Raw genomic sequence first — 21,125 nt, 5'->3', positions numbered from 1 at the left:
GATGACCTTCGACTTTTCGCCTTTCCTGCCCTGGCCGGTTCTGGCCGCACTGGCCGCCGTCAGCGTCATCATCGCCGCCTTCGCGATCTGGCGCGGCATTCGCGGCGCCTGGATCAGAACGCTGGCGGCGCTCGCCATGCTGACCGCCCTTGCCAATCCGGTGCTGCTGCAGGAGGATAGGGATCAGCTGTCGACGATCGTCCCGGTTCTCGTCGACCGAAGCCAGAGCCAGCAGACGCCCGATCGCGTCAAGATGACCGACGATGCGCTGGCGGCGTTGAAGGGGCAGCTCGCCCGCTTCCCCCAGATCGAGCCCCGCTTCGTCGATGTCGAAGGCGACGTCAATTCCGATGTGCCGTCGACGCGCCTGTTCGACGCGCTGTCGGCCAACATCGCCGATGTTCCGCCTGCCCGCATCGGCGGCGCCATCATGCTGACCGATGGTGAAGTTCACGATGTTCCGGCCGCCAATCAGGCGCTCGGTTTCGATGCGCCGATCCATGGCCTCATCACCGGCAAAGCCAACGAATTCGATCGCCGCATCGAAGTCATCAAGGGGCCGCGCTTCGGCATCGTCAATGAGGAGCAGCAGGTCGTTCTGCGCGTCTTCGACGACGGCCCGAGCCCCGGCGGCACGGCCAATGTCACGGTAAAGCTGAACGGTGACGAGATCGCCACCCTTCAGGCGACGCCCGGTCAGGATACGCCCTTCTCCTTCAAGGTGCCGGCCGGCGGCAGCAACGTGCTCGAATTTTCCGTTGCCGCACTTCCGGGCGAGGTCACCACTGCCAACAATCGCGCCGTTCACGTCATCGACGGCATCCGCCAGAATCTCCGCGTCCTTCTCGTCTCCGGCGAGCCGCATGCCGGCGAACGCGCCTGGCGCAACCTGCTGAAATCCGATGCCTCGGTCGATCTTGTCCATTTCACCATCCTGCGGCCGCCGGAAAAGCAGGACGGCACACCGATCAACGAGCTGTCGCTGATCGCCTTCCCGACGCGCGAACTCTTCGTCGACAAGATCAAGGATTTCGACCTGATCATCTTCGACCGCTACCAGCACCGCGGCGTGCTGCCGCTGCTTTATTACGATTACATCGCCCAATATGTCGACAATGGCGGCGCGCTGCTGATCGCCGCCGGTCCCGAGCATGCCGGCCCCGACTCCATCGCACTGACGCCGCTTTCCTCGGTCCTGCCGGCAACGCCCACCGGAGAGATGATCGAAAAGGCCTTCTACCCGCGCCTCTCCGAGGAAGGCCGCAAGCATCCCGTCACCCGCGGCCTGGACGGTTCGGGCGAGGATCCGCCGCATTGGGGCCGCTGGTTCCGCAGCGTCGATGTCGATCGGCCGCAGGGCGAGACGATCATGCTCGGTGCCGACAACCACCCGCTGCTGGTGCTGAACCGCGCCGGCCAGGGCCGGGTCGCCATGCTGCTTTCCGATCAGGGCTGGCTCTGGGCGCGCGGCTTCGAAGGCGGCGGACCGAACGTTTCGCTCTATCGCCGTATCGCCCATTGGCTGATGAAGGAGCCGGCGCTCGAGGAAGAAGCGCTGACGGCGCGCGCCGCCGGCCGGACGCTTGAAGTCACGCGCCAGACGATCGGCGACAATCCGGGCAACGCCACCGTGCGTTACCCCTCGGGCAAGACCGAAACCCTGCCGCTCACCCAGGCCGAACCGGGGCTCTACAAGGCCGAGAAGCGGATGGATGAAATCGGCCTCTTCGAAATCCGCAACGGCAAGCTGTCGACGCTTGTCCATATCGGCGCCGTCGACGCACCGGAATTCAAGGCGATGATCTCGACGACCGATGTGCTGAAGCCGGTCACCGAGAGAAGCAAGGGTCTCGTCACCCGCGTCGCCAACGAAAACGGCAGGATCAGCGTGCCGCCGATCCTGCCGGTACGCAGCCAGGTCCGCGTCGCCGACAATGATCGCATGATGATTCGCATGACCAGCGAGACGGTCTTGAAGGGCATCAACACGCTGCCGCTCTTTGCCGGTTTTGCCGGCGTCGGCATCCTGCTGTTGGCCTTCGGAACCATGTGGTGGCGCGAGGGGCGGTAATCTGATGTCGGAATTCGAGCTGACCGCCTCACCCTCGCCGGAGGAACTGGCGGCGATCACCGATGCGCTCTCCGCCTTCAACGCGAGTGATGTCGGCCCCTCCGATCGCCGGCCGCTTGCCGTTCTCATCCGCGATACCGACGGCAAGCTGACCGGCGGCCTGTCGGGCTTTACCGCCTGGGGCTGGCTCTTCACCCAGATGCTCTATATTCCCGACACGTTGCGCGGCACCGGTCTCGCCGGCAAGCTCCTCGCAAAAGCCGAAGAAGAAGCGAAAGCACGGGGATGCCGCGGCGCCTGGATCGACACCTTCAGCCCGCAGGCTCTCAGCGCTTATCTGCGCCAGGGCTATGAAGTTTTCGGCGAGCTTGAGGATTTCCCGGAAGGCCGCACGCGCAGCTTCCTCCGCAAACGTCTGTAAATCATCCGTGCCAGGCGATGATGCCCTTCAGCCGCTCGTGTGCATCCTCGGCGATCGGCACGACGAGCACGCGGCCGGGATCGACGGGGCCTGGAAAGGAAAGCGCGTTGTAGGCAACCTTCTGGAAGCCGAGCGGGCCGTAATAGGGCGGATCGCCGACGAGGATCACGGCTTCCGAGCCCTTGCGTCTGGCCGCCTCCACCGCGATCCGCACCAGTTCGCGGCCGATGCCCTGATTCTCGTGCGAGGGACGGACGGCGAGCGGGCCGAGAAGATGGCCCTTCACCGTGCCGGCCAGCACCGGCGTCATGCGCACGGAAGCGATCGTCTCGCCATTATCGGTGCAGATGAAGGAGAGCGACAGATCGTGCGGCCCCTGCTCGCGAATGCGCGCTGCCGCCCGCGTGAAGCGGCCCGGCCCAAAAGCTTCTTCGTTGATATGTTCGATGGCGGCGTCATGAGACGCGTCTTCGGTGAGGTAGACGAGATCGTGCTTGTACATGATGGCAGAAACCGGATGGACAGATTGATGGGTCTCGAACACGCCTTGGGCGTTCGGGAGCATCAGCGTCGTCGCGGGTTTCTGGCAATGAACATCGGGCAGGAATCCTAAAACCGTGAAAGGCCGATAGCAGGAAAAATTTCCGCCGTCCAACGCAAAATGCACACGACAGCACTGGAAATTATGCAGCGCCAAAACAACGTGACACACTGTTCAACCTTTACCGCCTGCAAAGCCCCGCTATCTCAGCTAACTTCGATCCCGACACGCAACCAAAGGAAATGAAGATCATGGGAATGCTGGTGGACGGCGTCTGGCATGATGTCTGGTACGACACGAAGGAGAGCAAGGGCCAGTTCAAGCGGCAGCCCTCGCAGTTCCGCAACTGGGTGACATCGGACGGTGAGGCCGGCCCTTCCGGCAGCGGCGGCTTCAAGGCCGAGGCCGGGCGTTATCATCTCTATGTCTCGCTTGCCTGCCCATGGGCGCACCGCACGCTGATCTTCCGCAAGCTGAAGAAGCTGGAGGAACTGATCTCAGTCTCGGTCGTCGACCCGCTGATGCTCGACAATGGCTGGGAATTCAAAGTCGGCGACGGCGCCACCGGCGACCAGCTCTTCGGTTCAGCCACGCTCTGGCAGATCTATGTCAAGGCCGATCCGCATTATTCCGGCCGCGTCACCGTTCCCGTTCTGTGGGACAAAAAGACCGGCACGATCGTCAGCAACGAATCCGCCGAGATCATCCGCATGTTCAACAGCGCCTTCGACGGGCTGACCGGCTCGAAGACCGATTTTTATCCCGAGGATCTCCGCGCCGAAATCGACACGCTGAACGCCACCGTCTACGACACCGTCAACAACGGCGTCTACAAGGCGGGCTTTGCCACCACGCAGGAAGCCTATGAGGAAAATGTCGGCAAGCTGTTCGAAACGCTCGACATGCTCGACGAACGTCTTGGCAAAGGCCGCTATCTCCTGGGCAACCGTCAGACCGAAGCCGACTGGCGCCTGTTCACGACGCTGGTGCGCTTCGACCCGGTCTATGTCGGCCATTTCAAATGCAACATCCGCCGGATCGCCGACTACCGCAACCTGCCCGGCTACTGAAGAGATCTCTATCAGACGCCAGGCATTGCCGAGACGGTGAACCTGACGCATATCAAGCAGCACTATTACCGCAGCCACAAGACCATCAATCCGACCGGCATCATTCCCGTCGGCCCGGCGCTCGATCTCGACAGCCCGCATGGACGTGCGAAGCTTGCCGCGGCTTAAAAATGTGGAGCCCTCACCAGCGGTGGTCGGGCTCCTGCTCGCCTCGAAGCTCGGCAAGGCGGCGATGCGTCGCCTTGGTCGTACCCTCAGGCAGGCTGTCGAGCCGGAAGAAGCCGCTGTCGGAGATCTCCCAGTCAGGCGGGCGCGGCGCCGTCTGCTCGACATTCGCCCGGTAGAACACGACATGGTCGCGGCGAGTATTCGTGGTGTTGAAATAGACCTGGACCAGTTGCGGTTTGCCGATGATCCTGAGGTTGCCCTCTTCGCGCAATTCCTTAGCCAGCGCTTCTTCGACCGTCTCGTTGCGTTCCAGCCCGCCGCCCGGCATGTGCCAGCCGCCGATATAGCTGTGGCGCACCAGAAAAATCCGCCCCTCCGCATCGAAGCAGGCGGCCCTGACGCCCATCGTCATGCCGCGGGCGAAGGAGAAATAGACATGCAGAAGGCGCAGGGCCGTTCTGATATGAAGAGGCCGCTTTTCTTTATCCACCATCGTTCCGTTTCAGCCCTTCATCGCGCCGGATGTGTTTGATTTGTCAATAAGCTGGTCTATGTCTCGTAGCATGTTCAAGCTCGCGCATATTTCCGACGTCCACCTCGGGCCGTTACCCCGTCTTTCCATCCAGGAGCTGTTTTCAAAACGCATAACGGGCTTTGTGAACTGGCATCGAAATCGACGCAAGCACCTTTTCGGCAGCACGCTGGATCTGTTGCTCGACGACATCCGCGCCCACGAGGCGGATCATCTGGCAGTCACCGGCGACCTCGTCAATCTCGCGAGCGGTATCGAGATCCGCGCCGCCGCCGCCTGGCTGCGCGCGCTTGGCGATCCGGCCGACACCTCGGTGGTTCCCGGTAATCACGACGCCTATGTGCCCGGGGCCTACGAGAAGTCGATGCGCGCCTGGTACGAGTATGTCCGCGGCGATCTCTCCCCGCCGCAATGGCAGGAAGACCGCCATATTTTTCCCTATCTGCGCATCCGCGACAAAGTCGCGATCGTCGGCTGCTCGACGGCGGTCGCCACCCCTCCCTTTGCCGCCTCCGGCTTTTTCGGTGCGCGCCAGGCCCGCGATACCGTCAACATGCTGCGAGCGGCCGGCGAAGCCGGTCTCTTCCGGGTCGTGATGATCCATCATCCGCCGATCCGCGGCGCCACGACCTTCTACAAGCGGATGATCGGCATCCGCCGCTTCGCCGCGGTGATTTCGACCGGCGGCGCCGAACTTGTGTTGCACGGACACACGCACCTGAACACGCTGCACTGGCTGCGCGGCCAGGTGCAGCCGGTGCCCGTCGTCGGCATCGCCTCCGCCTCGCAAGGACCGGGCAGCATCAAGCCACCCGCCGCCTACAACCTCTTCTCCATCGACGGATCTCCCGGCGCCTGGGAACTCAGCGGCGAACGCTTCAGCGTCAACCGGTCCGGCGATGCCGTGATGGCGGAAAGCGCAGATATTTTCGCGCGTTAGCGCCGGCTCCGGACTCTTTTCCTCCAACACTTGAACCGATATCAGAGGAGGCCCGGCCATCGCCGCAGCAATTGCCATGGCGGCCGCTTACCCTCTTGGTATTTTTAGCGGTAAGCGTACAATCCGGCCAACGCATCGCCTCAGAACGGAGCCCGCCAATGACTTCTTCCTTCCGTCACCTGTCCAGACTTTCGCTCGCCGCCGGCTTTGCCTTCGGCATCGCCACAGCTGCTTTCGCGGTGGGCGACAACAACGATGACACCAATCCGCCGCCGAAGACCCAGACGACCAAGACCTGCACCGGCGGCAAGGTCTGGGACAAAGCCAAGAAGGAATGCGTCAACCCGAAGAAGAGCAGCTTCAACGACGACGATCTCTATAAGTTCGGCCGCGAATTTGCCTATGCCGGCCAGTATGACAATGCCATCACCGTGCTCAATCTCGCCCGCAACCAGAACGACCCGCGCATCCTGAACTATCTTGGCTACGCCAATCGCAAGGCTGGCCGCATGGAACTCGGCATGTCCTACTACCGCAAGGCGCTGCAGGCGGATGAGAACTACATCCTTGCCCGCTCCTACATGGGCATGGCGCTGGTGGAACAGGGAGACATCCAGGGCGCCCGTGTCCAGCTCGTCGAAATCCGCGATCGCGGCGGCGAAGGGACATGGGCCTATCGCGCTCTGCTGCAAAGCTTGAACGGCTACAAGACATATTGACGCAAGTTTTGTGGGCCACAATACGAAAATCCTTTGAGAAAAGGGGATGAAGACAGCCGGATGCTTGCGAAGTGCAGGAGACTTGCTTCATAAAGCACATGCGGCGTCGATAAGGCCGGCTTCGCGGCCGAGGCGAACCCATCGTCCGCGAAACCATTGTGAATGCTTCTTGGATAGACAATGCGTCAACCCGCAACGACCATCGATCTCCGGCGTGATCTCGTCGGCCTTCTGCCCCGCCTTCGCCGCTTCGCGATCACGCTCGCGGGTGAGGCCGCCGTGGCCGACGAACTCGTACAGGCCGTCTGTCAGCGCGCCATCGCAAAGGGCCATCAATGGAGTGGTGAAGGCCGCCTGGAAAGCTGGATCTACACGCTCGCTCGCCAGCAATGGACCGACGATAGCCGCAAGCGCAAGCCGAAGGCTTCCGTCCGCGGCAACGTCACGGATATTCGCGACGCCGCGCGCGAGCGCTCGGCTGCAGTCGATCCCGACGCCATTCATCGCATGATCGCCGATATGCCGGACGGCCTTTGCAGCATGTTCCTGCTCGTCGACGTCGAAGGCCACAGCTACCAGCAGGCGGCCGACATCATGGGCACGCCAGTGGCAAATGTCGTCTCACAGCTCGCGACGGCAAGGCTGCATTTTGCCGGACTTTCCGGCACCCACCCGATCCACAGGTACTGAATTGCTCGATCTTAGGAAATTGCCGCTCGAAGCCCAGCTTACCGCCCTTCTCGATGGCGAGGTCTCGCCCGAACAGCGCCACGAACTGGAGCAGCGCCTGGCAACCGACGAGAATGCGCGACGGCTGCACGAGAAACTGCGCCACGGCGCCGATTTCGGCCGCCGCCGTCTCGACGACATCCTGAAGGAGCCTGTGCCTCTCGCCCTCGTCCGCTCGATCAAGAGCACGCAGCCGCCGAAGACACCGATCGCGCAGCGCGCCACGCGCCCGCCGGTGAAACTGGCGCCGAGCGGCCCGCAGGCGCTGGCCGCCGCGCTTATTCTCTTCGCCGTCGGTTGCGGTATCGGCTATTTCGTCGGCACTAGCCCGGATGCCGACGAAATCGCCACCACGACCTCCGCGACGGCGCCTGCCAATACCAGCGACTGGCTGGGCGACGTCACCGCCTATCAGCGCCTGCTGATCCGCCAGCCTCGCCATCTCGTCGAAGTGCCCGCCTCGCAGGCCGAGGAAATCTCCAGCTGGCTGACGACCGCGATCGGCGTGCCCTTCCGCGTGCCTGATCTCAGCGCCGAAGCCTGGACCTTCCAGGGCGCGCGCGTCATCCTCGGCGACAGCCGCCCTGTCGGCCAGCTCGTCTATTCCAACGCGGACGGCGACGTCATCTCCATCTGCTTCCGCAAGGACGCACAGCCACCGGAGACCGACGACTTCAAAGAAACCATCAAGGACGAGATCGGTCTGGTGACATGGCACAATGCCGGCACCTCCTACGTGCTTGCCGGCCCCTCCGCCGAGGCGGCCCTCGGCCAGCTCGCCATGAAGATCGCTACGGCGATATGATGCCGGCTGTCGTCCGTGGCGAATAATTACCGCCTGCGGAGCTGAGGTGGCACCATGGCAAATCAGCATCCCCTCATCCGCCTGCCGGCACCTTCTCCCCAAGGGAGAAGAGACATGCGGCAACCTCTCGCTCTTAAAACGTCTGCAGTGGGAAGGCAGGGCAGAAAGCTTGCTCCCCTCTTGTCCCCTCGGGGAGAAGGTGCCCGTAGGGCGGATGAGGGAGCCGCATGGCACGCCTTTCATTGGCTAGCGCTCACCGAAGACTCAACGAAGCCAATCTCCTCATCAGACCGCGCCGCACCGAAGCGATCGCGGCCTGATTCCATCGAAGATCAAGCCTTGCCGGCCTTCACATCGAGCACGCGGTTGGCCGCCGAGACGATCGCTTCCAGCGATGCCGCGACGATGTTGGTATTGATGCCGGCGCCGAAGAGCTTGCCGCCGGGATAGGAGGTCTCGACGTAGGAGATCGCCGCCGCGTTCGAGCCGTGCTGCAGAGAATGCTCGGAATAATCCTCTACCGACATCTCGATGCCGAGATAATGCGACAGTGCATTGATGAAGCCGTCGATCGGACCGTTGCCGCGCCCTTCGATGCGCTTGATCTCGCCATTGTCGGTGATCTCGGCCGCCACGATCCGCTGGCCCTTGTGCTCGGTATCGGGATAGGTGTGGTGGTCGGCGAATTTGAGGCGTCCATCGGGCTGCGTCACGTAGCGCTCGATGAAACGGTCGTAGATCCGCTTTGAAGGAAGCTCCTTGCCCTCGACGTCGGTAATGCGCTGGATATCCTCGCGGAACTCCACCTGCAGGTTGCGCGGCAGGTTCAGCCCGTAATCCTGCTGCAGAATATAGGCGATGCCGCCCTTGCCGGACTGCGAGTTGATGCGGATGATCGCCTCGTAGGAACGGCCGACGTCACGCGGATCGATCGGCAGGTACGGCACTTCCCAGACGGGGTGGTTGGCGACCTGCGCCGCCTTCATACCCTTGTTGATCGCATCCTGATGCGAGCCCGAGAAGGCCGTATAGACCAGCTCGCCGACGTAAGGATGACGCTCGCCGATCGCCATCTGGTTGGAATATTCGAACACTTCCTTGATACGCTCAATGTTCGAGCAGTCGATCTCGGGATCGACCCCTTGCGTGAACATGTTCAACGCCATCGTCACCATGTCGACATTGCCGGTGCGCTCACCATTGCCGAAGAGCGTGCCTTCGACACGGTCGGCGCCTGCCAGCAATGCCAGTTCGGCAGCGGCGATGCCGGTGCCGCGGTCGTTATGCGGGTGCAGGGAGATGATCAGATTCTCGCGATTGTCGAGATTGCGGCACATCCACTCGATCTGGTCGGCATAGACGTTCGGCGTCGCCATCTCGACGGTGGACGGCAGGTTGATGATCAGCTTGTTATCGGGCGTCGGCTTGACCACCTCGATGACGCCATTGCAGATTTCCAGCGCCACTTCGAGTTCCGTGCCGGTAAAGCTCTCGGGCGAATATTCGAAACGGTAGCCGCCGCCTGCCTTGACGGCCATGTCGGTAATCATCTTGGCAGCATCGACGGCGATCTGCTTGATGCCCTGCACATCCTTGGCGAAGACGACGCGGCGCTGCAGTCTCGCTGGTCGAGTTGTAAAAATGTACGATTGGCCGGTTTGCGCCTTCCAGTGCTTCGAAGGTGCGGGTGATGAGTTCCGGGCGGCATTGGACCAGCACCTGCAGGGAGACGTCGGCGGGCACGTTGCCCTCTTCCACGCACCAGCGGGCGAAATCGAAATCGGTCTGCGAAGCGGAGGGGAAACCGATCTCGATTTCCTTGAAGCCCATCTCCAGCAGCAGCTGGAACATCCGCGCCTTGCGGTCGTGGCCCATCGGGTCGACCAGCGCCTGGTTGCCATCACGCAGGTCGACTGAGCACCAAACCGGCGCCTTGGTGATGGTCTTGGTCGGCCAGGTGCGGTCGGGAATGTTTACCTGCGGATAGGCCCGGTATTTCACCGCAGCGTCAGGCATGCCTTTTGCGGAGGCCGTTTTTCCCTCGGAGAATTGCGTCTTTGCATTCATCGTATCGTCTCCTCGTCCCGGCATTTGCCCCGCTCTTAGCCGATCGTGTCAGGCTTGGCGATAAACAAATGCGGACCTTTGTCGGTCGTTAGGTCAATTTTGAAAATGAATCGCGAGGAGCAATCGCCGGGCGGGCTTTCGGCCGCCGGGCGCTCCTCAAAGGACCCGGCAACCGCGCGTAAGGCCGAGGAGAAGAAGCGAGGTCAAGGCGCGCGTATTGTCACGCAGGGCGATGCGGCCGCGTGCAATCGTGTCTGAAATTCTGGCGCCAGTGGTCTTCATGGCCGCGCTTATAACCTTGGGCCGGGAAACTGGCAAGCCCTTGCTCGGGCTTTTGGCCGCCGAAGGCGCAGCGCCATTCCGCTACCGCGGCTGGCGTCGGTCTTTCCAAACGCTCACCAGCCGCGACAGCGCCAGCATCAGCCCGCCGGCGATCAGGCCCCAGAAAGCGCCGGAAATGCCGCCGAAGGAAACGCCTGAGGCGGTGACGAGGAAGGTGATCGCCGCCGCCTCGCGCGACTCCGGCGCCTGGAAGGCCGACATCGCCGAGGAGGAGAAAGCCCCGACCAGCGCCAGCCCGGCCACCGCCTCGATCAGGATCGGAGGCGCAAGCGCGACGAAAGCCGTCACCGCGCCGGCAAGCAGCCCGAGGATGACATACCCGACGCCGGCGGTCAGCGACGCCCAATAGCGCCGCTTCGGATCCGCGTGGGCATCCTGTCCGGCGCACATTGCCGCCGTGATCGCCGCCAGATTGACGGCGTGGCCGCCGAACGGCGCCGACAGCAGCGAGAAAAAGCCGGTGACGGCAAAGAGCGGACCGGCCTTCGGATCGTAGTGGTTGACCTTCAAGACGGCGATACCCGGAATGTTCTGCGAGGCCATGGTGACGATGAACAGCGGCAGCGCGATCGAAACAAGGCCGGCGAGACTGAACACCGGCCGGACGATTTCAGCCGCCGGCACCAGCGATTGTTCGAGCGAACTGAGAGAGCCGTCCGGAATATCGACGCCGAAGGTGAGCACCAGCACGAAGGCCGCGAGTGCCGCCGGCACCGCCCAGAGCCGTTTGAAGGCGCCTACGACGATCCAGGCGACGACGATCGGCAGGCCGAGCACGGGATTGAAGCTGATCGCCTTCACCGGCGCGAAGCAGAGGCCGATCAGCACGCCGGAGAGCATCGCATTGGCAAGCGGCGCCGGAATGGCGGCGACCGCCCGGCCGAGCGGCTTGAACAGCCCGGCGACGACGATCAGCGCGCCGCATATCAGGAATGCGCCGACCGCCGCATTGAAGCCGCCCTCAATCGGCCCGGTGCTTGCGAGCAGTGCGGCACCCGGCGTCGACCACGCGATGCTGATCGGCAACCGGGTCACCCCACTGAGCACGATCGCACAGATGCCCATGGAGATAGACAACGCCATCAGCCCCGAGGCCGCCTGCGCATCCGTGGCGCCGACCGCCTCGAGCCCGTGCAGCACGACGGCAAAGGAGCTGGCGGAGCCGACGAAGGCGGTCAGCAGCCCCATGAACAAGGCCTGGACGGAAAAATCTTCGAGCATGGCGGAACTCGAACTGCGGGAATGACGCATGGAGCATGACGGTTGCCGCCCGCGCAAGTCCGAATTCAGCTCCTTCCGTTCAGCACCTGTGTCTTCCGGCAGAAACAAAACGCCCTCGCCTGCTGCTGCAGGCGAGGGCGTTCAATAACACTACATGAGAAAACTCAGATATCGGCCTGCGACGTCACGATCCGCGAGACGAGACCATAGTCCTTCGCCTCTTCGGCCGACAGCCAGTAATCGCGATCGGTATCCTTGGCGATCTTTTCGAGCGGCTGGCCGGTGGCTGCCGCCATGATCTTGTTCAGGCGCTCGTTCATCTTGATGATCTCCCGTGCCTGGATCTCGATGTCGGATGCCATGCCGCGCGTGCCGCCCGAGGGTTGGTGCAGCAGGAAGCGGGTGTTCGGCAGGCACAGGCGCTGCTCCTTCGGAGCGGCGACATATATCAGCGCGCCGGCGGAGGCGACCCAGCCCGTGCCGATCATCCAGACCTTCGGCTTGATGAACTTGATCATGTCATGAATGGAATCGCCGGATTCGACGTGACCGCCGGGCGAATTCACATAGATGCGGATGTCTTCGTCGCTGGCCGCGGCAAGCGCCACAAGCTGCGAGCAGACCTTCTGCGCCAATTCCTGATTGATCGGTCCGTAGATGAAGATCGAACGCGACTTGAAAAGATTCGCCTCCGTTTCCTTGCCGAGCGGCAGTTCCTTCGTCTTGTCGTCCTGGTCTTCGTCGTTCATTCGAACCTCTTGGAGATGAATTCGGCTTCCCCGCACATAGTGCGACTCAATGCCTAAAACAATGTGGGAAAAACACAAGGCACCGAAGCGATGGAGATATCCTTAAGAAGCCGCGGGCCGTTCTGCAAGCCTTACTGAAATGTAACGGTGAAAGGCTTTGAAAAGCCTGAATCGGTTCCTACCTCAACCTCACGCAGCGATAGCTGCACCGAAAAACCATGGAGCGCTTTACGCGTCCGGTCGGATACGAGAGCGCTTCGGACCAACAGGAGGCAGACATGTCACCCGAAGAACGCCAATTGCTGACCGCCCTCTTCGACCGTGTGCGCACAGCAGCGGCCCAGCCGCGCGACCGCGACGCCGAGGCCCTGATCGACCAGGCAACGCGCGAACAGCCCTCCGCCACCTATTATCTCGCCCAGGCCGTCATCGTTCAGGAAAAGGGACTGGAAGCGGCCGCCAATCATATCAAGGAACTCGAAGAGCATGTCCGCCAGCTGGAAGCCGGCGCGAGTGAGCACCGCCAGGCCGAACAGGGCGGCGGCTTCCTGAGCTCGATCTTCGGCAACACCCAGACGCAGCAGCCGGCACCCGTCCCTTCCAATCACGGTCCCTGGGGTCAGCAGTCCCGCGCCTACGACGATTCCCGCGGCTGCGACCGCGATGGCCGCCAGCCGCAGCAGCAACAACCAACCGGCCCCTGGAGCCAGCAGGCCTATGCGCCGTCCGCCGGCGGCAGCTTCCTGCGCGGCGCGCTCGGCACGGCAGCCGGCGTTGCCGGCGGCATGCTGCTTGCCAATTCGCTGAGCGGCATCTTCGGCAATCACATGTCCTCGCTCGGCTGGGGCTCGCCCTTCGGCGCCAACCCTTTCGGCAATGCCAGCGCGCCTACCGAGGAAACCGTCATCAACAATTATTATGGCAATGACGACACTGGCCAGGCGTCCGACAATGCGGCCGATAATAACGACAACGACAATGTGCAGCAGGCCGATTATGACGACGGCGACGATTACAGCGATGACTCGTCTAGTGACGACGTTACGGATGTTTGAGGTTCAACCGACAAGGATGGGTGGCAATTGGTATTCGATTGCCGCACCGTATCCCGGCCCTTCGCTTGGGCTCAGGGCGTTCGCCGCTGCAATCGATTCACTGGATCGATTGCTCGGGCTGCGCCCGACCGCGGCTCACCCACGTCCGCGATAGGTGGCGACGCCCTGCTCCGGCAGCCACACACCTTCCGGCGGCTTGCCGGTCTGCCAGAAGACGTCGATCGGAATGCCGCCGCGCGGATACCAGTAGGCGCCGATCCTCAGCCACTTGGGATCAAGCAGCTCGACGATGCGCTTGGCGATGTAGATCGAGCAATCCTCGTGGAAAGCGCCGTGATTGCGGAAGGAATGCAGGAAGAGCTTCAGCGACTTCGATTCCACCAGCCATTCGCCCGGAATGTAATCGATGACGATATGGGCGAAATCCGGCTGTCCGGTCATCGGGCAGAGCGAAGTGAATTCCGGCGCGGTGAAGCGCACGACGTAATCGGTGCCGGCATGGTTGGACGGCACTTTTTCAAGCACTGCCTGCTCCGGCGATTGTGCGGTTTCGGTTTGCTGGCCCAGCATCGAAAGGCTGGAAACATCGGTATTCGGCATCATGCCTCCTTGACGACTTTGACGCGGATTCCATGGGCCTTTTCGCCCTCCGGCTCCACGTGAATGGCTATTTTGGCGCCCTCGTGCACCGCACTGATGGCATCCTCAAGGCGGTCGCATATATCATGCGCCTGCCGCACCGACATAGTGCCGGGAACCACCATGTGAAAATCGATGAAGGTGACGGCGCCGGCCCGCCTGGTCTTCAGGTCGTGTACGCCGATCGAGCCTGACGCATGGGTGGCGATCGCCTGCTTGATCGCCTCCTCCTCGCGCGGCTCAACGGCCTGGTCCATCAGCCCTCCGATCGATTGCGAGATCACCTTCCAGCCCTGGTAGATGATGTTGACGGCAACCAGAATGGCAAGCACCGGATCGAAGATCGCATAACCGGTCGCCAGCGCCAGCAGCAGGCCGGCGAGCACGCCGACGGAGGTCACCACATCCGACAAGATATGCTGCCCGTCCGCGGCAAGTGCGGCCGAGCGATGTTTGCGCCCGGTCCGGATCAGCAGCCGCGCCCAGACCGCATTGATGACACCGGCCGCGAAATTGATCGCAAGCCCGAGCACCGGCGCATCGAGCATGCGGGGCTCGGCGAGGTAGCCGATCGCCTCGTTGACGATCAGGAGTGCGGCGACCACGATCAGTACGCCCTCGGTGACCGCCGACAGATATTCCGCCTTGTGATGGCCGAAGGGATGGTCGTGATCGGCCGGCTTCTGCGCATAGCGAATGACGAAAAAGGCGATGAAGGCGGCAACGACGTTGACCGTCGATTCGAGCCCGTCCGACAGCAGCGCCACCGATCCGGTGACCCACCAAGCCACCATCTTCAGGCCCATGACGCCGAGCGACAGCGGAATGCCCCACATCGCCAGCGTCCTAACCGTAAGATCGCCGTTGTCACTCATATCGTCCTCCTGCGGTTGCGAATGAATTGCAGGGTCCAAGCCATTGAAACGCAAAACCGCCCACGCGAATGTCGCGCAGGCGGCCCAGTTGAGGGTGATATGGGCGATGATGATGGATTTGTCAAAGGAGAATGCCACTCCGTTCACAGGCGTTGCCGCCCCTCGCCGGAAAGCTGCCTTGCGGCGCGACTCAGCCGATCGGGTAGGAAAGGTCAGCCTGCGGCCAGCGCAGGAGAGCGGCCTGCCCTGCCGGCGTCAGCGCGTAGACGCCCTTTTCCTGGCGCTCGAACCATCCATAGACGTTGTCGCGCAGGATCGGACCGGCCTTTGACGTCAGCGCCTTCATATCTCGAGGCCTTACGATTCCCCGATCGAGTGCCGAAGCGCAAAGCAGCGCCTGCTGACGGTAGGCGGTCATGATCGGCGCCCGCGAGCCGCCGCCAACGGCAGGATCGCCGCGGCGGCGCTGATGCTCCTTGACGAGGCGCGTGCGCCGCTTCGGATTGGTGCGCGGCATCGGCGAGACGGAACTGACGATGACGCTGACCTCACCGCCGTCGGAGACGCCGAGCATGCCGATGCCGAGCCGTCGACAGAGGTCGCGGTAACGTTTATCGGCCTCCCGCCCACGCCCCTTGGCCGAAACGCGGGCCGCGATCCAGACTTCATCGCTGATGGCGGCGCGGTCGACTGCCTGGAGAAGCAGTTCGAGGTTGAAGGAAAGTTTCAGTTCGCAGACCACCACGACCGGCGGCTCGCCCTCGCTCAAGCCGACGAGATCGCATCCGGCGACCTCGCCCTTCACGACATAACCGGCCGCTTCGAGGAAAGTTTTGACCGGCAGGTAGAGCGACGTTTCCACAGCGAAAACGGCGACTCAGGCGGCGTTGAGATCAGCAATCTCGCCATATCGGGCGAGCAGTCGCGGTGAGGACATGTCGCCGGTTTCTTCGTCGACGATCACGGCATAGGCCGCCACGCCGACGAACCGCTCAGCCATCGCCGAGGCGATCTTTTCAGCGCTGACGGAGTTCGACGCCTGGCGCATTTCGCCGGGCACAAGATTGCCGCGGTTCTTGCGGTAAGGGAGCACGATGAACTTTTCAGCATTGGCCACGGCGATAATTCCCGGTTAATCGTTCCTGAAATGTTCTGATTTGCACGATAAAGTCAACCGCTGAATGGCCGCCCGCCCTTCCCGTGACAAGGAAGGGCGGGGCGGATAGCCATCAAGCAGCCTTCGTCTTCGCCTTGCGGGCCAGATGCGCCACGACATTTTCGATCATCCGCATACCGGCATCGCCGCCGAGCGTCATGATCGATTCCGGATGGAACTGCACTGCGGCGATCGGCTCCTTCTCATGTTCGATGCCCATGATCGTACCGTCTTCGCTTTCCGCCGTGATGATGAACTCGCGCGGCAGCGTCGAAGGATCGGCGAAGATCGAGTGATAACGGCCGACCGTCACTTCCTTCGACAGGCCGGAGAAGACGATGCCCGGCTCCAGCACGCGGATGCGCGACGGCTTGCCGTGCATCGGCAGGGCCAGATGGCGCAGTTCCCCGCCATAGGCTTCGGCGAGCGCCTGCAGGCCGAGGCAGACGCCGAAGATCGGCAGGTTGCGCGCCCGCGCCTTCTTGATCGTCGCCTTGCAGTCGAAATCCTTGGGCGTTCCGGGTCCCGGCGACAGCACGACGAGGTCAGGATTCAGCCGGTCGAAGATCTCGTCCGGCACCGGCGTGCGCACGGTCGAAACCGTCGCCCCGGTCTGGCGGAAATAATTGGCGAGCGTGTGAACGAAGCTGTCCTCATGATCGATCAACAGGATGCTGACACCCTTGCCGACGCTTGCGACGTCGCGCTGGATCTTGCCGGAATTGCCCGTTTTGGCATCGCGGATGGCGGAAAGCATGGCGGAGGCCTTCAATTCTGTTTCGGCTTCTTCTTCCTCTGGAATGGAATCGTTGAGCAGCGTCGCGCCGGCGCGCACCTCGGCGATGCCGTCCTTGATGCGCACGGTGCGTAGCGTCAAACCGGTATTCATATCGCCGTTGAAGCCGACCATGCCGATCGCCCCACCATACCATGCGCGCGGGCTCTTTTCATGGCTCTCGATGAAGCGCATCGCCCAGAGCTTCGGCGCGCCAGTGACGGTGACGGCCCAGGCGTGGCTGAGGAAACCGTCGAAGGCATCCATATCGTCGCGCAGCCGCCCTTCGATGTGGTCGACCGTATGGATCAGGCGCGAATACATCTCGATCTGCCGGCGGCCAATCACCTTGACCGAGCCGGGTTCGCAGACGCGGCTCTTGTCGTTGCGATCGACGTCGGAGCACATGGTCAGCTCGGATTCGTCCTTCTTGGAATTCAAAAGCTTCAGGATCTGCTCGCTGTCGGCGATCGGATCGTCGCCGCGTTTGATCGTGCCCGAAATCGGGCAGGTCTCGATGCGGCGGCCGGACACGCGCACGAACATTTCGGGCGATGCGCCGACCAGATATTCCTGGCTGCCGAGATTGATGAAGAAGGAATAGGGCGACGGGTTGATCGCCTTCAGCCGCCTGGAAATGTCGGAAGGCTTGCTGTCGCAGCGCTCCATGAATTTCTGCCCCGGCACGACTTCGAAGAGGTCGCCCTTGCGGAAACTTTCCTTCGCCTTGGTGACGAGCTCGGCATATTCGCCCGGCCGGTGATCGCTCTTCGGCGGAATGGCATCCGTGTGCTTGAAAGGCTCCGGCGCAATATCCTGCGCCTTGCCCTCGGTCGTCACGCCGCCCTTTTCGAAATCGTAACGGTCGATCCAGGCCTTGGCGGCGTAATTGTCGACGACGAGGATCTCGTCGGGCAGGTAAAGCACCATGTCGCGCTGGTCGGAGGGCCGCGTCAACTTCAGATCGATTGCGTCGAACTGGAAGGCGATGTCGTAGCCGAAGGCGCCGTAGAGCCCGAGGCTCGCATCCGCGTGCGAATAGAAGAGGTCGGTAACGGCGCGCAGCACGGTGAAGACCGTCGGCATCTTCGAGCGCTCTTCCTCGGTGAACACCCGGTCCGGCGTCTTGACGGAAAGGTCGAGGCGCCGGGCGGAGGAAGCGCCGAGCACGAGGTCGGAGACCGTCTTCAGCCGCTCGGTCACGAAGCCGAGAAGCACCTCGCCGCGCTCGTTATAGGCCTCGATCCAGACATCGCGCCCGAAGGAGGAGATGCCGAGCGGCGGATCGACGACGGCGGTATCCCAGCGCGTATAACGGCCCGGATATTCGTAGTTCGACGAGAACACCGCACCGCGGCGCTCATCGAGCTTGTCGATATAGGAAGAGACCGCGTCGCCGTAGGGGATCGCACGCCGCTGCCGCGTGACCGATATCCCGCCCTTGGTCTCGTAGATTTCCGCACCATCATCCCGCAGGATCGTTACCATTGTTCCACTCCGTTATCGGGGCCCGGACGACAGGCGGCGATAAATAAAAAAGCCGCCTCGAAGTTTCGGGCGGCTCACTCGTCGTCGTCTTTGGACACGATTGGTCGAGGCCGCCTTAGCGAGCCCACCACCAAACAGCAATGTTCAAGGACTTGATCATGGAAAAATTGTTAGCCTGAGATCAGCCGCCGCGCAAGAGGCGATTGCGCGAATGAAAGAGGCGGCCCGAAAGCCGCCCTCTCCCCAGCCTCGAAGGCGTATCGACAATCAGAAGGTCTTGGTGAGCGAGACCTTGAAGGTACGGCCAGGCTCGGAATACCAATCGCGCGGCTGCGATGCCGTCGAGACAAGATTGACGTCCCGCACGGCGAGCGCATTGAAATATTCCTGGTCGAAGATGTTGTAGACGCCGGCTTGAACGCGCAGGCCCGGCACCTGTTCCGGCGTCCACCAGCCGGTCAGGTCGACGATTGCATAGCCGGGCGCATCGAAGGTCGTATCGGCGGTCGAGCCGACAGTCTTGAGATGATCGGTGAGCATGCCCGCCGCAAGCGTCGAGGAAAGGTCGAAGCCGAAAGTCTCGTTGCTCCAGCCACCGCCGACGATCGCCTTGAAGGGCGCCACCGAGCGCAGGCGCTGGGCGGTTTCCTCGTTCCTGCCGTAAGCATAGGCAAGTGCGGCGTGCAGGTTGATGCCGTTATTGAACGTCTTGTCGGCGCTCGCTTCGACACCCGAGATCGTCACACTGCTGATGTTGGTATAGTTGAACTCGGTGATACCGGTGGAGGCGTTGACGCTCGTCACCGTTTCAATGAAGTTGTGGTACCGGTTGTGGAAGAGCGCCAGACGACCGTTGAAATCGCCTGTGTCGAAATTGGCGCCCATTTCGACACCGTAGCCGGTCTCGGGCTTCAGGTCGGGATTGCCGAGCTGGGCATAATTGCCGCCCGCATTGTAGAAGCGGCTATAGAGTTCGTCGACAGTCGGGGCGCGGAAGGCCGACGACAACTGGGTGTAGAGTTGCACATCGGGTGTCAGCTCGTAGGTGGCAAGCACCTTCGGCGAAGCATGCTGATCGCTGCGATCGGACAGCGCACCGAATTTTGCAAGCGCGGGGTTGCTGGCGAAACCGCCACCCGTCGACGGATCATAGCTGAACCAGTCGAAACGAATGCCCGGCGTCAGCGCAAAATTCGTATCGCCGAACTCGATTTTGTCCTCGATCGACAGGCCCATCGTCTTGCTGTCAACATCCGGCACTTCCGACTGGTTGTTGAGCGAGGGGCACGTGGTCGGCGTCGGGCAAAGCGCGGAGCTGTACTGGCTCCAGGCCGACGTCGTCGCGTCGAGCGTTGCCTTTACCGAATGGCGGACGTTCGAATATTCGAAATCTTTGGTGACCGTGCCGTGGAAGCCCCAGGTCTTATTTTCGATCTCGTTGTTGCGGCCGTAGGCGACATTGGCCGCTGTGCGTCCCTTGCTGCCCGACTCCTTTTCAGATCCTGCCAGTAAAGGACGGCCCGTGCGCTGGTGAAGAATGCATCCGAGGACTGTGCTTCATAGTCATAGTCGAGCGATACACGATCGCGGTCGCGCAGTTCGCGGCCGTCATAGTTGTCGATCATGTAGGTGCGTCCGGTTCCCTGCAGATCTCTCAGGTCTGTCTGGAGATCCCGGCGGAACCGTTCCGCCGTCAGGCCGATGCGATGACCGCCTTCCAGGTCCTGGCGGAGATTGAAGAGCAGGTTGTGCTGGTCGAAATCGGCGGGATCGGCCTCGGTGCGATACCGGCCATAGACGTCGGTGTTGCCCATGTTCGCCCGCTCATGGCCCTTGCGGTAGCCGCCCTGAAACAGGATTGACGTGCCGCCGATCTTCTTCGCCGCGGCCGCCGAGCCGGAAAGGCTGCTATCTTCGCTGTCATAGGTAGACTTGACGATCGCACCCCAGTCACGGCCTTCCGGAATGATATCCTCCGGCTCCAGCGTGTTGACGACGATCGCACCACCGAGCATGCCCGAGCCGCCCTTGCTGGAATCCGCGCCGCGCACGATATCGAGCGACGACAGAGAGTTGAAATCGAACGTGTCACCGCCGCCGTTGGCGTTGGCCGGCGCAAATGCACCCTGGCGTGCGCTGTTCGAGAGATAGGGGATTGGAATGCCATCCACCACGGTCAGGATGCGTGCGCCGGAGAGGCCGCGCAGATTGACGCCGGCATCGCCGCGGGAGAAGTTCACGCCGGGATCGACCCTGCGTCCGAGGTCTTCGAGATTGGTGACCTGTTTCTCGTCGAGTTGCTTGTCGGTGATCTCCGTTGCAAGCGGCGTGTCGGCGACGCTGCCCGGCGCCACGCGTTTGCCTTTGACGACGATCTTCTGCAGGACGGTGCTGTCATCCGTCGTCGCTTGCGGCGTGGTTGCCGCGGCGCTTTGCGCGAAAGACTGCGAAACTGGAAGAACATATGCGGCTGCCGTGCAGACCAATAGCACCGAGCGCCAATACCGGACGATCATAACCTACCCTCTAAATGATGATTACCGGGCTGGCTGGTCGTGGCGCGTCGAACGCTCGAGGGGCTGGCTGGGCTTTTGCGGATGAAGGCGATGCAGAATTCCGCCCTCTTTTTGCCGCATAAAAAACATGATAAGTTCTGTCAACATAAACCGGCAAAATATGTTGAATAAATTGATCAAGTTTTAACGATGTTTCCTGACGTTGCGCAATTGCAACGAAAATCGCCATAATGCGTTACCCCTACG

17 protein-coding genes and 3 pseudogenes are annotated in these 21,125 nt (G+C 62.1%); 8 read left to right on the top strand and 12 right to left on the bottom strand.

Annotation, left to right across the window (positions count from 1 at the left end; translation table 11 throughout):
- Nucleotide 1 precedes the first annotated feature (1 nt).
- Both MF410_RS02900 and MF410_RS02895 read left to right on the top strand, forming a co-directional pair.
- Complete coding sequence (locus MF410_RS02900; protein ID WP_097626662.1) at nucleotides 2-2,071, top strand: hypothetical protein; 2,070 nt, start codon at nucleotides 2-4, stop codon at nucleotides 2,069-2,071.
- Nucleotides 2,072-2,075: 4 nt separating this feature from the next.
- Nucleotides 2,076-2,492, top strand: coding sequence for a GNAT family N-acetyltransferase (locus MF410_RS02895; RefSeq protein ID WP_097626660.1), 417 nt, complete (start codon nucleotides 2,076-2,078; stop codon nucleotides 2,490-2,492).
- A 1-nt stretch (nucleotide 2,493) separates the two neighbouring features.
- Here MF410_RS02895 and MF410_RS02890 read toward each other — a convergent pair whose 3' ends face one another.
- Nucleotides 2,494-3,057, bottom strand: coding sequence for an N-acetyltransferase (locus MF410_RS02890; protein WP_239620156.1), 564 nt, complete (start codon nucleotides 3,055-3,057; stop codon nucleotides 2,494-2,496).
- Nucleotides 3,058-3,284: 227 nt separating this feature from the next.
- Between MF410_RS02890 and MF410_RS02885 the strand changes: the two are divergent.
- Nucleotides 3,285-4,271, top strand: a pseudogene (locus tag MF410_RS02885) (glutathione S-transferase family protein).
- A gap of 13 nt (nucleotides 4,272-4,284) precedes the next feature.
- On the opposite strand, the gene MF410_RS02880 reads toward MF410_RS02885, so the two are convergent.
- Complete coding sequence (locus tag MF410_RS02880; protein ID WP_097626656.1) at nucleotides 4,285-4,764, bottom strand: NUDIX domain-containing protein; 480 nt, start codon at nucleotides 4,762-4,764, stop codon at nucleotides 4,285-4,287.
- Between the two features lie 70 nt (nucleotides 4,765-4,834).
- Here MF410_RS02880 and MF410_RS02875 point away from each other — a divergent pair, with 70 nt between their 5' ends.
- From MF410_RS02875 to MF410_RS02860, 4 genes are all read left to right on the top strand, one after another.
- Complete coding sequence (locus MF410_RS02875; protein WP_054182557.1) at nucleotides 4,835-5,743, top strand: metallophosphoesterase; 909 nt, start codon at nucleotides 4,835-4,837, stop codon at nucleotides 5,741-5,743.
- 158 nt (nucleotides 5,744-5,901) lie between these two features.
- Nucleotides 5,902-6,462 (top strand): hypothetical protein, encoded by a 561-nt coding sequence (locus tag MF410_RS02870; RefSeq protein ID WP_097626654.1) that lies wholly within the window; start codon nucleotides 5,902-5,904, stop codon nucleotides 6,460-6,462.
- A 180-nt stretch (nucleotides 6,463-6,642) separates the two neighbouring features.
- Complete coding sequence (locus MF410_RS02865; protein WP_097626652.1) at nucleotides 6,643-7,152, top strand: RNA polymerase sigma factor; 510 nt, start codon at nucleotides 6,643-6,645, stop codon at nucleotides 7,150-7,152.
- A gap of 1 nt (nucleotide 7,153) precedes the next feature.
- Nucleotides 7,154-7,996, top strand: a complete 843-nt coding sequence (locus MF410_RS02860) for an anti-sigma factor (protein WP_097626650.1) — start codon at nucleotides 7,154-7,156, stop codon at nucleotides 7,994-7,996.
- A 332-nt stretch (nucleotides 7,997-8,328) separates the two neighbouring features.
- Here the strand turns inward: MF410_RS02860 and leuA are convergent.
- The 3 genes and pseudogenes from leuA to MF410_RS02845 all read right to left on the bottom strand — a co-directional run bounded on the left by leuA (nucleotide 8,329) and on the right by MF410_RS02845 (nucleotide 12,375).
- Nucleotides 8,329-10,063: pseudogene (leuA, locus tag MF410_RS02855) on the bottom strand (2-isopropylmalate synthase).
- A 363-nt stretch (nucleotides 10,064-10,426) separates the two neighbouring features.
- Nucleotides 10,427-11,656, bottom strand: coding sequence for a benzoate/H(+) symporter BenE family transporter (locus tag MF410_RS02850; protein WP_239620153.1), 1,230 nt, complete (start codon nucleotides 11,654-11,656; stop codon nucleotides 10,427-10,429).
- A gap of 134 nt (nucleotides 11,657-11,790) precedes the next feature.
- Nucleotides 11,791-12,375, bottom strand: a complete 585-nt coding sequence (locus MF410_RS02845) for an ATP-dependent Clp protease proteolytic subunit (RefSeq protein ID WP_097626644.1) — start codon at nucleotides 12,373-12,375, stop codon at nucleotides 11,791-11,793.
- Between the two features lie 278 nt (nucleotides 12,376-12,653).
- Between MF410_RS02845 and MF410_RS02840 the strand changes: the two genes are divergently transcribed.
- Nucleotides 12,654-13,430, top strand: coding sequence for a DUF2076 domain-containing protein (locus tag MF410_RS02840; protein WP_097626823.1), 777 nt, complete (start codon nucleotides 12,654-12,656; stop codon nucleotides 13,428-13,430).
- 135 nt (nucleotides 13,431-13,565) lie between these two features.
- Here MF410_RS02840 and queF read toward each other — a convergent pair whose 3' ends face one another.
- The 7 genes and pseudogenes from queF to MF410_RS02805 all read right to left on the bottom strand — a co-directional run bounded on the left by queF (nucleotide 13,566) and on the right by MF410_RS02805 (nucleotide 21,108).
- Nucleotides 13,566-14,030 (bottom strand): preQ(1) synthase, encoded by a 465-nt coding sequence (queF, locus tag MF410_RS02835; RefSeq protein ID WP_003581211.1) that lies wholly within the window; start codon nucleotides 14,028-14,030, stop codon nucleotides 13,566-13,568.
- On the bottom strand, nucleotides 14,030-14,944 hold the full coding sequence (gene emfA / locus MF410_RS02830) for a CDF family cation efflux transporter EmfA (RefSeq protein ID WP_097626642.1): 915 nt from the start codon (nucleotides 14,942-14,944) through the stop codon (nucleotides 14,030-14,032). The genes queF and emfA overlap by 1 nt, the downstream gene beginning before the upstream one ends.
- A gap of 190 nt (nucleotides 14,945-15,134) precedes the next feature.
- Nucleotides 15,135-15,806, bottom strand: coding sequence for a DUF2161 family putative PD-(D/E)XK-type phosphodiesterase (locus MF410_RS02825; RefSeq protein WP_097626640.1), 672 nt, complete (start codon nucleotides 15,804-15,806; stop codon nucleotides 15,135-15,137).
- Nucleotides 15,807-15,821: 15 nt separating this feature from the next.
- Nucleotides 15,822-16,061, bottom strand: a complete 240-nt coding sequence (locus tag MF410_RS02820) for a hypothetical protein (protein WP_003561395.1) — start codon at nucleotides 16,059-16,061, stop codon at nucleotides 15,822-15,824.
- Between the two features lie 112 nt (nucleotides 16,062-16,173).
- Nucleotides 16,174-18,363: an anthranilate synthase gene (locus MF410_RS02815; protein WP_097626638.1), complete on the bottom strand. Its 2,190-nt coding sequence runs from the start codon at nucleotides 18,361-18,363 to the stop codon at nucleotides 16,174-16,176.
- Nucleotides 18,364-18,630: 267 nt separating this feature from the next.
- Nucleotides 18,631-20,879 (bottom strand): annotated as a pseudogene (locus MF410_RS02810) (TonB-dependent hemoglobin/transferrin/lactoferrin family receptor).
- A 10-nt stretch (nucleotides 20,880-20,889) separates the two neighbouring features.
- Nucleotides 20,890-21,108 carry a hypothetical protein gene (locus MF410_RS02805; RefSeq protein WP_131711509.1) on the bottom strand — a complete coding sequence of 73 codons (219 nt, stop codon included), beginning with the start codon at nucleotides 21,106-21,108 and terminating at the stop codon, nucleotides 20,890-20,892.
- Nucleotides 21,109-21,125 lie beyond the last annotated feature (17 nt).

Source organism: Rhizobium sp. C104, from assembly GCF_022354505.1.
In the GTDB taxonomy this organism is placed as follows: Bacteria; Pseudomonadota; Alphaproteobacteria; order Rhizobiales; family Rhizobiaceae; genus Rhizobium; species Rhizobium redzepovicii.
The sequence above is the reverse complement of the archived record's forward strand: the minus strand, read 5'-3'. Positions and strand labels throughout refer to the sequence as shown.

Coding starts and splice junctions, on each gene's coding strand:
- MF410_RS02805 (WP_131711509.1), bottom strand. CDS start 21,108: ATGGCGATTTTCGTTGCAATTGCGCAACGTCAGGAAACATCGTTAAAA.
- MF410_RS02840 (WP_097626823.1), top strand. CDS start 12,654: ATGTCACCCGAAGAACGCCAATTGCTGACCGCCCTCTTCGACCGTGTG.
- MF410_RS02895 (WP_097626660.1), top strand. CDS start 2,076: ATGTCGGAATTCGAGCTGACCGCCTCACCCTCGCCGGAGGAACTGGCG.
- MF410_RS02870 (WP_097626654.1), top strand. CDS start 5,902: ATGACTTCTTCCTTCCGTCACCTGTCCAGACTTTCGCTCGCCGCCGGC.
- MF410_RS02845 (WP_097626644.1), bottom strand. CDS start 12,375: ATGAACGACGAAGACCAGGACGACAAGACGAAGGAACTGCCGCTCGGC.
- MF410_RS02850 (WP_239620153.1), bottom strand. CDS start 11,656: ATGCGTCATTCCCGCAGTTCGAGTTCCGCCATGCTCGAAGATTTTTCC.
- emfA (WP_097626642.1), bottom strand. CDS start 14,944: ATGAGTGACAACGGCGATCTTACGGTTAGGACGCTGGCGATGTGGGGC.
- MF410_RS02815 (WP_097626638.1), bottom strand. CDS start 18,363: ATGGTAACGATCCTGCGGGATGATGGTGCGGAAATCTACGAGACCAAG.
- MF410_RS02900 (WP_097626662.1), top strand. CDS start 2: ATGACCTTCGACTTTTCGCCTTTCCTGCCCTGGCCGGTTCTGGCCGCA.
- MF410_RS02890 (WP_239620156.1), bottom strand. CDS start 3,057: ATGCTCCCGAACGCCCAAGGCGTGTTCGAGACCCATCAATCTGTCCAT.
- queF (WP_003581211.1), bottom strand. CDS start 14,030: ATGCCGAATACCGATGTTTCCAGCCTTTCGATGCTGGGCCAGCAAACC.
- MF410_RS02865 (WP_097626652.1), top strand. CDS start 6,643: ATGCGTCAACCCGCAACGACCATCGATCTCCGGCGTGATCTCGTCGGC.
- MF410_RS02875 (WP_054182557.1), top strand. CDS start 4,835: ATGTTCAAGCTCGCGCATATTTCCGACGTCCACCTCGGGCCGTTACCC.
- MF410_RS02880 (WP_097626656.1), bottom strand. CDS start 4,764: ATGGTGGATAAAGAAAAGCGGCCTCTTCATATCAGAACGGCCCTGCGC.